9 protein-coding genes are annotated in these 13,463 nt (G+C 33.0%); 1 reads left to right on the forward strand and 8 read right to left on the reverse strand.

Translation table 11 applies throughout. The features are described from left to right. Nucleotides 1-18 precede the first annotated feature (18 nt). Together J3S90_RS15175 and J3S90_RS15180 are read right to left on the reverse strand one after the other, a co-directional pair. On the reverse strand, nt 19-1,050 hold the full coding sequence (locus J3S90_RS15175) for an aminotransferase class I/II-fold pyridoxal phosphate-dependent enzyme (RefSeq protein WP_210646891.1): 1,032 nt from the start codon (nt 1,048-1,050) through the stop codon (nt 19-21). 5 nt (nt 1,051-1,055) lie between these two features. Continuing rightward, on the reverse strand, nt 1,056-2,066 hold the full coding sequence (locus J3S90_RS15180; RefSeq protein ID WP_210646892.1) for a dipeptide epimerase: 1,011 nt from the start codon (nt 2,064-2,066) through the stop codon (nt 1,056-1,058). A gap of 283 nt (nt 2,067-2,349) precedes the next feature. Here J3S90_RS15180 and J3S90_RS15185 point away from each other — a divergent pair, with 283 nt between their 5' ends. Then, nucleotides 2,350-2,730 carry a hypothetical protein gene (locus J3S90_RS15185; protein ID WP_210646893.1) on the forward strand — a complete coding sequence of 127 codons (381 nt, stop codon included), beginning with the start codon at nt 2,350-2,352 and terminating at the stop codon, nt 2,728-2,730. 86 nt (nt 2,731-2,816) lie between these two features. Here J3S90_RS15185 and uvrB read toward each other — a convergent pair whose 3' ends face one another. The 6 genes from uvrB to J3S90_RS15215 form a co-directional block, all read right to left on the reverse strand. Further along, a complete protein-coding gene (gene uvrB / locus J3S90_RS15190; RefSeq protein ID WP_188051682.1) occupies nt 2,817-4,808 on the reverse strand; it encodes an excinuclease ABC subunit UvrB in 1,992 nt (663 codons plus the stop codon). A gap of 123 nt (nt 4,809-4,931) precedes the next feature. Further along, complete coding sequence (locus tag J3S90_RS15195) at nt 4,932-8,024, reverse strand: TonB-dependent receptor (protein ID WP_210646894.1); 3,093 nt, start codon at nt 8,022-8,024, stop codon at nt 4,932-4,934. Nucleotides 8,025-8,241: 217 nt separating this feature from the next. Next, complete coding sequence (gene rlmF / locus J3S90_RS15200; protein WP_210646895.1) at nt 8,242-9,225, reverse strand: 23S rRNA (adenine(1618)-N(6))-methyltransferase RlmF; 984 nt, start codon at nt 9,223-9,225, stop codon at nt 8,242-8,244. A 74-nt stretch (nt 9,226-9,299) separates the two neighbouring features. After that, on the reverse strand, nt 9,300-9,962 hold the full coding sequence (locus J3S90_RS15205; RefSeq protein ID WP_188051679.1) for a thiamine diphosphokinase: 663 nt from the start codon (nt 9,960-9,962) through the stop codon (nt 9,300-9,302). Between the two features lie 278 nt (nt 9,963-10,240). After that, the gene (locus tag J3S90_RS15210) at nt 10,241-11,062 is read right to left on the reverse strand and encodes a DUF4249 domain-containing protein (RefSeq protein WP_210646896.1); all 822 of its coding nucleotides are present in this window, start codon (nt 11,060-11,062) and stop codon (nt 10,241-10,243) included. Nucleotides 11,063-11,067: 5 nt separating this feature from the next. Beyond that, a complete protein-coding gene (locus tag J3S90_RS15215; RefSeq protein WP_210646897.1) occupies nt 11,068-13,449 on the reverse strand; it encodes a TonB-dependent receptor in 2,382 nt (793 codons plus the stop codon). Nucleotides 13,450-13,463 lie beyond the last annotated feature (14 nt).

Here is a 13,463-nt window from a genome sequence, read left to right on the forward strand (position 1 = left end):
TACACCACGTTTTTAAAATTACAATTGAGGTGCGTTTAAAATTCGAATTATAGTGTCTAAATCTTCTTTAGTATGATTAGCAGTAATAACAATTCTATTTAAATTAGTATTTCCAGTTGGATATTTAAAATTTGTTGCGATGATTTTATTTGTGAGGAGAATTTCCTTTAAACCTTCAATAGAAGGATAAATTAAAGGGTAATTTTCATGAAAAAGAATTAATTTATTTTTGTTTAATTGTTTATCAATGTATTGTAAATTAACTTTTAATTTTTGATGTTGTTGCGAATATATTTCTTCAGCATCAGCTATAGTTTGGACAAATGCAGGATTCATGCCAGCACTAGAAACAAAGGTGTCTAGCTTACTGATTTTGCTAATAAAATCAGTATCGCTTGCAACAACTCCTCCAGTAAGACCTAATGCTTTTCCTAAAGAGGCAATCATAATTTTTCTCTTGATATTTGGAAATAAAATATCCGAATACATACCACATCCATTCGTTCCTAAAATCCCTAGTGAATGCGATTCATCAACCAACAAAGTAATTTCTTTGTTTGAAGGAATGGAATTCAAAACGGAAAGATCAATAAGTTTTGTATGAAAAGAAGGAACTGAATCCGTTAAAATAGTAATTTTTTCAGATACTGAATTTAGCAAACGAGGATTTAATTCTTTTTCTACAAAAAAGGGTAGGCTAGAAGCTACTTTCAGCGCTGTATGTGTGTTAGGGAAATGAAAAAAACAATCCGTTTGACGGGCTAAAACTTCCAACGCTAATTTCCCAGCCAACATACCAGAAGAAACGGTAAGAGCGGCTTCTGCTTTTATATATTTCGCTAAAAATAATTCTCCATTCTCGTATGCAGTTAGTTCGATATTAGCACTTCTGGAACTTCCATAAGCCGTTCCCCATCTCAAAATATTTTGAATAACCAATTCTTGAAAAGCTTTATTTGTTGGCAAACCTAAATAGGCCGTTCCGCCAAAATAAAGAAATTCTTCATTATCGATTTTAATTCTTCGATCTGGAAATTGGTTAACTTTCATTAGTTTTAAATTAAAGTCACGCCAGTTCCATTAAGTTTAGAATAGGATATTTTTCCAAAATCTATGGTCACTCCAGTTGCAATATCTTGGGCTAAAAGCAATCCTCCATCCATATCTACATAATCAAGAAGTGGTAACAATTGCGCAATTGCAGATATTCCTACAGTAGATTCAGTCATGCAACCTACCATTGTTTTTAGGCCTAATTTTTTAGCTTCTTGAATCATTCGTCTTCCAGGAGTCAAGCCACCACATTTCACTAATTTAACATTTACGCCATGAAAATGAGAATGACATTTAGATACATCTTCTTCGATAATACAACTTTCATCGGCAATAATGGGTAGAACTGAATGTTTGAAAACTTCTTTATGTCCTTCCCAATTATCTGCTTTAAGCGGTTGTTCCAGGAATTCAACACCTAGTTTTTTTAATTCTACTGCATTATTTATAGTTTCTTCAACGCTCCAGCCACAATTAGCGTCTATTCTAAAAATAGCATTGGTATGTTTTCTAAGTTCTTTAATAATAGCGATGTCTTCTTTTGTGCCTAATTTAATTTTGTAAATAGGCCACGGAAGTTCTTGCATTTTAGCTACCATTTTCTCAATGGAAGCAATTCCAATAGTATAATCTGTTAACGGATTTGAATTGGTGCTGTAATTCCACAATTCATATAATTTTTTTCCTTTTTGGCGTGCATATAAATCATTGTATGCCATATCCAGAGCGCACAAAGCAAACATATCATGTTTTAAATAAGGATGAATTTTTGCCCAAAATTCTTCGGGTGTTTCGTTAGTAGTATTTTGGATTAGAGTTCTAATTTTTTCTAAATCCTGCATCATTACCGGAACGGTAGTTTTATAATAAGGATTTGAAGTGGCTTCGCCAAAACCAGAAAAACCTTCATTTCTAAGTTCAACAATAAGCGAGGGCTGAAAGTCTATTGATTCTCTAGAAATCGTAAACGTATGTTTTAACTTGAGGTTGTATTCTCTTATAATGAGTTCCATTTAATTCGAAATTTAGAATTTAAAATTAATAATAATTATTGTAATACGGATGATTATTTTATTTTAATAGATATATTATTTTAATACTTTTAAAATTTTATTTTATAAAAATGTTCTTTTGTCTGTTATTTTTTTTAAATTTTTTGGATGTTGATTTACAATTATTTATGCTTTTTTTTGAGTTGGTTTTTGCTTAAATTTTATAAATTCCTATTTAAGCTTTTTTTTACTGGCACACTTATTGTTTTTTGAAAAAAAAGTTAATAATTTAAATTTTGAAAAAATGAAAAATATAAAAGTACTTACATTATTAGGAATGGCTTTATTTGCTACAAGTGCCATGAACGCACAAGTTTCAGTCGGATTTAATATTGGACTCCCAAGCGTAGTTGTCTCAGGAAGTGTTAATAGAGCTCCTGCTCCTCAAAGAGTATATAGAGAATATTACGAAGCTCCTGTTGTATATACCAATGTATATCATAATCGTAGAGATTATGATATAAGAAGATATGAAGCGCAACGTCGATACGAAGCACAAAGAAGATACGAGGCGCAACGCCGATATGAAAATAAATGTAATGATAAGAGATATTACCATCATAAATATAAAAAAAGAGATCACCACGATCGATATGATGATGATGATGATAGAGATGATCGTTAATACGTAATACAAAAAAATAAAAAAGAGAATCATTAATGATTCTCTTTTTTATTTAGAGGTTTTATTTTTTATAAAAATCTATGAGATTAGGTCAATTGGCCTTGTAATTTTTTTATATCGTCACGTAATTTTGCTGCTTGTAAAAAGTCTAATTCTTTTGCTGCTTTCTCCATAGATTTTCGTTTCTCCCTGATCAGTTTTTCAATTTCAGGTTTCGCCATATAAGCAGTTTCTGGTTCAGCAGCGGTATCAAGACTTAAGCCTAATTCATAATCTACTAATGGATTTTTAGTAAAGGCACTTTCAATTTTCTTATTAAGTGCCATCGGAATTAAATTGTTTTCCGTGTTGTAATTTATTTGTTTGGTTCTGCGATACTCCGTTTCGTCAATAGTTTTTTGCATGCTTTTAGTGATTTTATCTGCATACATAATTGCTTTACCGTTTAGGTTTCTCGCTGCTCTACCAATAGTTTGAGTGAGCGATCGATGACTACGTAAGAAACCTTCTTTATCAGCATCTAGAATTGCTACAAGGGATACTTCGGGTAAATCTAGCCCTTCACGTAGTAAATTGACACCAATAAGTACATCAAAAATTCCCTTTCGCAAATCTTGCATGATTTCAATTCGTTCTAGCGTATCCACTTCTGAGTGAATGTAACGACAGCGAATATTAACTTTCGTTAAATATTTTGCTAATTCTTCTGCCATTCTTTTCGTTAGTGTAGTTACTAAAACACGCTCGTCTAGTTCGGCTCGAACCTGAATTTCTTCAATTAAATCATCAATTTGATTTAAACTTGGTCTAATTTCAATAATTGGATCTAATAATCCAGTTGGTCTAATCACTTGTTCTACAACTACACCATCTGTTTTTTCTAATTCATAATCAGCAGGAGTTGCTGATACATAAATTACTTGATTTTGCATGGCTTCAAATTCCTCAAATTTCAACGGTCGGTTGTCCATTGCTGCAGGAAGTCGGAAACCATATTCTACTAAATTTTCTTTTCTACTTCTGTCACCACCATACATGGCGCTAACTTGTGATAGAGTTACATGGCTTTCATCCACCACCATCAAATAATCTTTAGGAAAATAATCCAGTAAACAAAAAGGTCTTGTTCCGGGTAAGCGACCATCTAAATAACGGGAATAGTTCTCAATTCCTGAGCAATAACCTAATTCTCGAATCATTTCTAAATCAAAATTAGTACGTTCTTCTAATCGTTTTGCTTCTAAATGTTTTCCAATTTCTTTAAAATAATCCACTTGTTTAACTAAATCTTGTTGGATTTCCCAAATGGCTCCTTGCAATACATCAGGAGAAGTCACGAACATATTGGCTGGATATATAGTCAATCTTTCAAATTTTTCGAGAACTTTAGAATCTTTAGTGTCAAAACTTTCAATTTCTTCAATTTCATCTCCAAAGAAGTGAATTCGATAAGCTTCATCGGCGTAACTAGGATAAACATCTACAGTATCTCCTTTTATTCTAAAACTCCCTGGATTAAAATCGGCTTCTGTTCTCGAATATAAACTTTGTACTAATTGGTGCAATAATTTTGTTCTAGAAATGTTTTGTCCTTTCTCAATTGGAATCAAATTTTTCTGAAATTCTACTGGATTTCCAATACCATATAAACAGGAAACGGATGCAACAACTAAAATATCCCTGCGTCCAGAAAGTAATGAAGCTGTTGTTGACATTCTCATTTTTTCGAGTTCTTCATTGATGGATAAATCCTTTTCAATAAAAACACCAGTTACGGGCATAAACGCTTCTGGTTGATAATAATCGTAATAAGAAACAAAATATTCTACCGCATTATTGGGGAAAAACTGTTTGAATTCAGAGTACAATTGTGCGGCTAGTGTTTTGTTATGCGCCAATACTAATGTAGGTCTTTGCACTTCCTGAATTACATTGGCAACGGTAAAGGTTTTTCCTGATCCAGTAACTCCTAAAAGCGTTTGAAATTGATCACCATCAATAATTCCTTGAGCTAATTTTTCAATGGCTTGTGGTTGGTCGCCTTTCGGCTGATAATCGGATACTACTTGGAAATTCATTTAATTAAGGTACAAAGTTTTATAATTACAAAGGTACAAAGTTAGATTTCTTTATGCACTTAAGTTTTAGCCAAAAAAAAACCATTCGCCTTAACGAATGGTTTTACTTTAAAAAGATAAAGACTAGAAACTGAAACTTAATCTTGCAAAAAGGAATCTTCCGTTTTGACCAAATTGAGAAGTGTTTCTTGAATATACAAATTGATTTGCATTTGATAAATCTATAGAAGATGGCGCAGCTGTATAATCAATTGCTCCAGCGACTAATCTAGGTTTAATCACATTTTGTGGACCAAGATTTTTATCTGGATAAATATCAAAAATATTATTGGCTCCAATCACAATTTTTGTTGCCTCTGTTATTTTGAAACCAACAGATAAATCAGTGATTATTTTTGCTCCCCAAATTGGGTGTTCTACTTCAACCACTTGGCCATTTACTATTGCTCCTTCAACTCTTCCGTCGCCATTTGCATCAGCTGTATTTGGATCAGTTACTTTTCCAAAATAAACGTTTCTCAAGAAGAAATCGAATTTTTTATAAGAAAGAGAGTTGGTTAAATTTGCTTTTACTCTAGGAATTGCTTCTTGTAGATATACTCTGCTTGCTTCAGAGTAATATCTGTTTACTTGACCTGCAGCTTCTAAAACTGGAGAAGCGTGAATATTTCCTACTCTGTACGTATTGGAGAATGTTCCGGATAAATCTGATTTTAAAGAAACATTGTTTCCGAAATTTGTTTTATGACTTAACACAACATCAATACCTTTTGATTCTGTGTCAATAGCATTAGCAAAAAAAGTAGCAGCAGTTGCACCTGCAGTATCAAACAAGGCATTCAAATTTGCATTTGCAGTTCCTGGTGCTGGATTTCCTCCTGGTCTTGAAAACTGATCTGTAAGAACAACTCTGTCATCAATTTGTACAATGTAAGCGTCGGCAGTTAAAGTAAGATTTGCCGACGGAATTTTGGCAGTAAAACCGATACTTGCACTTTTAGATTCCTCTTGTTTTAATTTTGGAATTCCTAATAATTGTGCAGGTTGTGAGTCGTTACTAAATGTTCCAACTTCAAATGGTACACCGCCTACAAATTGGGTAGCGGTTGAGTTAAAATAGATTTGGTGTAATGAAGGTGCTCTAAATCCTGTAGAAACCGCTCCACGTAAATTAATATTATCAGTTAATTTGTAGCGAGTCGCTATTTTAAAATTGGTTGTATTTCCAAAATCAGAATAATTTTCAAAACGAAGAGCTCCGTTTACTAACCATTTTTCGGTAACATCTAATTCTAAATCTGTATATAAAGCATAACTGTTGCGACCTTTGTCAATCGCATTTGCTGGTCTGAATCCAGGGAAAACTTGTGCTCCACCTGGTCTTGCTCCGTTATAAGCAGAAGATGCGGATCCGTAAATTGCTCCGGGATATCCTCCCAAAACGCCGTTATAAAAGTCAGTAACTTTAATATTGTTTGGCGTTGTTCCGGTTACAATTCCTCCATTAATATCATATAAGTTGTAAGAGTCTGGTACACCTTCATTAATAGAGAAATTTTCATGTCGATACTCTGCACCAAAAGCAACGTTTAAATTTCCAAATTTACGGTTCATGTCAAAATTGGTAGTATTTTGTGCGAAAGCTAAACCTCCAGCATCAAATTTTGTAGGAGAACCTTCTCTCATCGAAGAATTGACTGTATTTTCTATAGAATAATCCATTGCATTTCTTCCATAAGTATTGCTTAAATCAAAATTCCAATTTTCAAGTAAAATACCTCTAAAGCCTGCAGCAATGGAAACATCATTGATTGTAGAATGAATTTCAGGTAAAAAACCATTAGGATACAATCCAGAATACCCTCTAGATTGATTTGGTCTTCTGTAAAAACCTGCTGCTTCTCCATCTCTGTAACTTGTTCCCCCAAAGGCATAGGCTTCTAATTTATCATTAATAGGATAAGCAGCATTCAAAAAGAATTGAGCACTTTTTAAAGAAGATTGTCCTACTCTCATATTAAAATCTTTTCTTTCTAAACCACGGTAAGCTAATTCGCCTGCTGTAGCATCAAAATTTAAAGCGGTTTGCATTTGGGCAATTGTAGTTGCTCCACTGATAGCTGATTGTTGAGCTGTTGTAAAATAACTTACTGATGGAGAGTAAGTTTTGATTGCATTTACAATTTGCGTTTCGTTAGCAGTATTATTAATATTTCCAAATAGAGCGTTTATATTTGTTCCTGCAGCTGCAGCTCTATCTTCTACGGCATTGTACGCATTAAATAAAGTCCCAGTTACATCTTTTGCTCTGCTAGTAGCATCTCTAACTTGAAAGCTTGCTGTTGCATTGATAAAGCTTTTTTCTTTACCAAGACTTGTTCCGTAGTTTAAGTCCAATTGATAATTTCCCCCATCTACGCCACCAGAATGATCGTTAGATCCTTTAGAGAAATTTGCTCCTGAAAAGAGATTTACATCTAATTTATTGGTGTTTTTCTTTACATTGATATTGATAACTCCAGCAATAGCATCAGATCCATATTGTGCCGAAGCGCCATCTCTTAGTACTTCAATTTTTTCTATAGCAAAAGCAGGAATTGCATTCAAATCCGTTCCTACAGATCCTCTTCCTGGGGAACCATTTATGTTAACTAATGACGAAGTATGTCTTCTTTTCCCGTTCACCAAAACTAAAACTTGGTCAGGACCTAAACCTCTTAATTGTGCAGGATCTATATGGTCCGTTCCGTCGGCAACAGTGGTAGAATTTGACGTAAATGATGGTGCCACCATGTTTAAAATTTGACTTAAATTTACTTGTGGACCTTGTGAAGCAATGTCTTTCATTGCAATTACATCAATTGGAACGGCAGATTCAGTTACTGTTCTAGTGGGATTACGAGATCCTATTACAACTACGTCTTGTAATGATTCACCAGATCCCTTTAAGGAAACATTTAGTATTGCTCCGGTTATAGTTACCGTTTTGGTTTCTAATCCTACATAAGAAAATTGCAATACGTCTCCTATTTTTGCACTAATAGAGTACTTACCATCAAAATCTGATGTGGTTCCTTTTGTCGTTCCCTTTACTATAATAGTTGTTCCTGGTAACGAAGCTTTAGATTCATCAGTTACAATACCTGAAATTTTAATTTCCTGCGCTGTCATTCCGACGGAGAAAACCAAGGTTAGAATAAAAATAAATTTTTTCATTTTTCGGTTATTTAAGATTATATTTGCTAAAATACTACTTAAATAACGTTAAAACCTGATAATTTAACTTAATTTATGTTAAATATTATATTGTTCTTTTTCGATACTCTTTTTGAAGTAATCTTAAAATGGATTTGTTTTTTTTGAAATATGATAATTTTATTTTTTTCTGAGTTTGAAAAAAGATCATTAACGGATAAGTGAAATATTTACTTTTTTAAAATTTCCAGTTTTTTTGTTGGCTTTCAGACATAAATGTCCAAGCCAAAATACGGCTTGTTTTTTGACCTTGAGCCATGTTTATTTCTTTGATTTTGACTGCACCTACTTTGTTCAATATTCTAATTAAAGAAATACTATTTTCTTTTTTAGATACTAAAGTAGTAAACCATAAACATTGCATTGGGTATTTTGCACTTTCATATATCATTTGAGTAATAAAACCTAACTCACCGCCTTCACACCAAAGTTCTGCATTGTGTCCGCCAAAATTTAAAACAGGTTTTAATATTTTAGTTTTTGTGTTTCTTGATTCTAAATTATTTACTTTTCGAATAGAACTTTTTGTCGCTTCCTCTTGAGAAGCATGAAAAGGAGGATTACAAATCGTGAATGCAAATCGATCCTCTGGAGTAATTATGTTTTTGAATAGGAATCGAGATTCTGTTTGTAACTGCAAGCTAATCCCATCCATGAGTTTAGGATTCATGGCAATTATCTTTTTGCAATTCTGAATCGCTTTTTCATCAATATCAGTTGCTACAAAACTCCATCCATAAGCAGAATTTCCTATTATTGGATATATGCAATTAGCTCCTACGCCAATATCTAATCCCTGAATCCTATCACCTTCTGGAATAACGCCATTATTAGTTTCAGCTAATAAATCAGCTAGGTAATGAATGTAATCGGCTCTGCCAGGAATGGGTGGGCATAGGTAATTAGCGGGAATATCCCAATCCTGAATATCGTAATGTTGAATTAATAGCGCTTTATTTAATGCTTTTACTGCATCTGGATTACTGAAATCGATAGTTTGCTTTGCGTGTTCGCTATCGCTCGAGTCGATTTGATGTTTGTTTATCGAAACAAACTGTTGTAATTCTGGGGAGAGTTTGATTAATTGTTCAAAATTATATCCAAATCTATCTAGATTTCTTGGGTGTAGTTTTGTTTTTTCGGTAGTTGTTTTCGCTTTCATTTTCTATATTTCGGTGTAAAGATAGGTAATCTGCTTTTATCAAAATATATGAAAATTAAATTTGCTTTTCAGTATTAGTCTAGGCATTCCATCATTAGTAAATCACCTTCTTTGTAATTTATTTTTACAATACCATCTTTAATTACTCGATTGCTGCTTCCGGTTCTGTAACCAATAGTTAGTGCATCATCGTTTAATGGATAATATAAATTTTCAGAGTGAATTCCGGTGACATGACCTATGGGAATCAAAGATATTGGAGTATTTGCAGTGTACCACTTTTCGAATTTTTTAGGTAATAAAAACACTTTTGAATGGTCGTCTAGAATAACAATTTTTAAGGTTTCGCGGTATCTTGTGATGTTGGTAATATTGGTAATGGTATGATCGGCTCTTTTTCCTGTTGCCCAAACTACGTTTACGGCTGGAATTTTTCTTTCTATCAAATAATCAAATGCTTTTTCTAAATCTGTTTTGTTTTGATCGGGCGTATGAATAATTTCAATTGGATATTGTGAGGTTTGGTATTGCTCTGGGTCAAAACCACGATCAAAATCACCTAAAAGTACATCTACTTTTATGTTTAATTCCATGACTCTTTCCATTGCAGAATCTAATACGATTACTAAAGGCGACCATTCTAACAATTGCCCCAATAATTCTGGATCACATGCGGCTCCATTGGCAATTATTAAAGCAGGTTCTTGATCATCGCGAACAATATGGTGTGAGGACATTGGAATTTTAGATTTAAGAATTTTGATTTAAGATTTTTTAGACTAGAAATAAAAATTTTTGATTTGTAGTTTGTAAAGTTAGTTAAAAAAATAGGCAACTTAAAACCAGAGTGCCTAGCCCAGATTGCAATGGAAAGCTTCTTGCAGCCAAAAAGTATTTTTTCTTGTTCTTGCAAAGCGACCATCGGAAGCTCTTGCAAGAATTTAGAAAAAACTTTTTGGCTAGAGAACTTGTAATGTAAAGCTGGAATAGCTCGTAAAAAAGCGGTAAATAGACTTTATTCTATCACGTAGTTTTTGGTGTCAATCTCGCTCAAGGAGAAATAACCTAAAGGATAATTGGAGCTATTTGTAGTATTGATTACGTTTCCTCTGATGGTTCCTGGAGGAGACTGAAATGGGCTACCGCCACTATTGCTAGAAATACTAACCAAAACACTCATGTAGTTATAATATTGTTTTGAAATTCCGTAATGGGTTATTTCGATCTTATCTCCTTTTTTTAATTCATCGTTTTGTGAAATACTAAAGAATTTGTTGCCATTAAAAAATTCATCTTGATCTACATAGAAATTAGATTTTACTTGATTAGAGTAAGAATATTTATATAAGTAAAAGTTTGTTTCATTTGATGGATCGTTATAAAACGTTTTAATTTCTATTTGATCTGCAGTAAAACCACCCATGTCATTTTGTACAATTTCGGTTATAGGTGCAACTGATTTCATGGTTTCTGTGGCGGTATATGTTGTTCCTTGGCTAATTATTGTCAAAGTGTAATTTTCGTTTATAGCAGGAACAAAATTGGTACAAAGGTATTCTCCTTTTACGCTGGTTTCTACAAAGTCGAATTTAACATTACTGCTGTTTTTTATGTACACAATTGCATTGGAGACTTTTGGAATGTTTTGACTGTAGAAATCGGAAGTTGTTGTTAAATATATTTTTTGTTGATTTCCAGTCGTTCCTTTTTTCCAATTGATAGAAGCTGTAACAACCAGTTTTGGCGCAGCAGTTTTTAAATCTAATTGAACTACGTCTTCGCAACTGCTAACTAAAGCAGCTGTTATAATTAGGAAATATAAAGCTATTTTTTTCATTAGAATTAAAATTTGAAGTTATAACTAACAGCTGGCACAATACCAAAAATGGATGTTTTTACTGCTTCATTGTTTCCAGTATCGGCATTTTGTCTAAAATTAATTGACGCAGCATTTTTGCGATTGTACACGTTGTAAACGCTAAAAACCCATTCTCCTTTCCAATTTCTACCTAAATTCTTTTTAGGGGTTAGTGTAGCTGAGAGATCTAAGTGATGGTAGGTTGGAAGTCTATTTTCATTTCTCAAGCCATAACTAGGAACGGTAATGCCAAGATACTCGTAACGGCCATCGGGATAGGTAACAGGCTGACCACTTTGCATTGCGAAATTGCCTCCAAAAGACCATTTTTCGTTAAGATTATAAGCAGCAGTTATAGCAATATTGTGTAATTTGTCATAGGCAGAACTGTACCAAGCTCCATTGTTTATTCCGGATTCTAAATTTGTTCTTCCTGGTGTTTGTTGCTCGGATTTAGATAAGGTATAGGAAATCCATCCATTTAATTTCCCTTCATTTTTTTTAAACATCAATTCTAAACCATAAGAACGCAACTGCCCATTTAGAATTACTTGTTCAATGGCTCTGTTAGCAATTAGGTTGGCACCATCAATATAATCTAATCTGTTTTTTACTTTTTTATAATAAGTTTCTACTTCTAAAGAGTAATCGCCGTCTTTAAAATTTCTAAAATAACCCAAAGCTACTTGATCCGCTATTTGAGGTTTTATAAAGTTATCACTGGGTGTCCAAATATCTAGTGGAGTAGGAGATGAGGTGTTTGAAATTAACTGTAAATATTGAACCATTCTATTGTAACTCGTTTTTATAGATTGGTTTTCGCTAAGTTGATAGGATAAAGAAAAACGGGGTTCAAAGTTATCGTAGGATTGTATGGTTTTATTTTTTTTGTAGAATTCTGTTCCAATTGGTGTTGCTTTTTCATAAATCTTAAGATCAGAATTAAAAGTAACCGGACTATTGTTTTCGTAAATATTTACAGTAGATTGTCCTAATCGATAAAAAAGGCTATATCGAATTCCGTATGAAATGGCTATTTTATCTGAGAGGTCATGATCTGCATTTATATATAAAGCAGGTTCAAAGGCATATTTTTTATCGAGTTGATCAAAATTTATTCCGGAGTTGTCATCGGTAGGTTTTATCGTTCCTGGATTAAATTTATAATAAATACCATTTACACCATAATTTAATTTGAATTTATCAGAAATATAATTCTTAAAATCGTACTTGATATTGTAGTTTTTTATTCCTGAATCCCATTTAAATCCTACAAAGTCTAAATCTAAACCGTAATAATAATCACTATAAATTAATGATAAATTTGAAAATAATTTATCAGAAAATAGATGATTCCATCTTAAGTTTAAGGTTGAGTTTCCATAAATATTGGTAAAGCTTTTGTTGAGTGCGAATACATCTCTTCCAAAATAACCAGATAAATAAAGGTTGTTGTTTGGATTTAATTTATAACTCAATTTTGTGTTTAAGTCATAAAAATAAGCTGCATTGTCTTTTTGTTTTTCAGAAAGTTTTAGAAATAAATGCGCATAGGAGCTTCTACCTCCAATTAGGAAGGAACCTTTGTCTTTCACTAATGGACCTTCTGCCAAAATTCTACTGGATATTAATCCGATACCACCATTTACATGAAATCCCTTACTACTCCCATCTTTTTGATAAATATCAAGTACAGAAGAAGCTCTACCGCCATAACGGGCTGGAATTCCTCCTTTATATAATTTTAAATCTTTGATTGCATCGGGATTAAATACGGAGAAAAAACCAAATACATGAGAGGAGTTAAATATTGTAGCTTCGTCTAATAAGATTAAGTTTTGATCCGCACCACCACCACGAACATTAAAACCAGATGCGCCCTCTCCAGCATTTGTTACTCCTGGAAGCAGTAATAATGATTTTATTACATCTACTTCACCTAGTACTACAGGCATTTTTTTTATAGTAGAAATAGAGAGTTTGTTTACACTCATTTCAGGTCTTTTAATGTCGGTTTTGCTTGATGATCCTGTAATTACAACTTCTTTTAAAGCCGTTTCATTACTGGATAGATTAAAGTTTTTTTTGTTGTTTTGTGTCAAATTGATTGATTCTTGGATCGTTTGGTATCCTAGAGAACTTATTTGTAAGACATGGGTTCCTTGTGGGAGTGTAATAGAATAAAAACCATATTCATTTGTGGTAACTCCTATCTTTAGCTCTGGTATAACTATGTTTACTCCAATCAAAGTTTCGTTGGTGTTGGCATCCATAATGGTTCCGCTAAGTGTAAACTTATCTTGGGAGAAAGCTGTAGATGAAAATAAGATAATAATAAAAAGGCTAATGATTTTCTTTGGATTCATTTCTAGGATTTTGA

This window comes from Flavobacterium flabelliforme (genome assembly GCF_017948675.1).
In the GTDB taxonomy this organism is placed as follows: Bacteria; Bacteroidota; Bacteroidia; order Flavobacteriales; family Flavobacteriaceae; genus Flavobacterium; species Flavobacterium pygoscelis.

Excerpts from the sequence above, each read along its gene's own strand:
- J3S90_RS15175 (WP_210646891.1), bottom strand. The coding sequence starts at position 1,050 with ATGAAAGTTAACCAATTTCCAGATCGAAGAATTAAAATCGATAATGAA.
- J3S90_RS15180 (WP_210646892.1), bottom strand. The coding sequence starts at position 2,066 with ATGGAACTCATTATAAGAGAATACAACCTCAAGTTAAAACATACGTTT.
- J3S90_RS15185 (WP_210646893.1), top strand. The coding sequence starts at position 2,350 with ATGAAAAATATAAAAGTACTTACATTATTAGGAATGGCTTTATTTGCT.
- uvrB (WP_188051682.1), bottom strand. The coding sequence starts at position 4,808 with ATGAATTTCCAAGTAGTATCCGATTATCAGCCGAAAGGCGACCAACCA.
- J3S90_RS15195 (WP_210646894.1), bottom strand. The coding sequence starts at position 8,024 with ATGAAAAAATTTATTTTTATTCTAACCTTGGTTTTCTCCGTCGGAATG.
- rlmF (WP_210646895.1), bottom strand. The coding sequence starts at position 9,225 with ATGAAAGCGAAAACAACTACCGAAAAAACAAAACTACACCCAAGAAAT.
- J3S90_RS15205 (WP_188051679.1), bottom strand. The coding sequence starts at position 9,962 with ATGTCCTCACACCATATTGTTCGCGATGATCAAGAACCTGCTTTAATA.
- J3S90_RS15210 (WP_210646896.1), bottom strand. The coding sequence starts at position 11,062 with ATGAAAAAAATAGCTTTATATTTCCTAATTATAACAGCTGCTTTAGTT.
- J3S90_RS15215 (WP_210646897.1), bottom strand. The coding sequence starts at position 13,449 with ATGAATCCAAAGAAAATCATTAGCCTTTTTATTATTATCTTATTTTCA.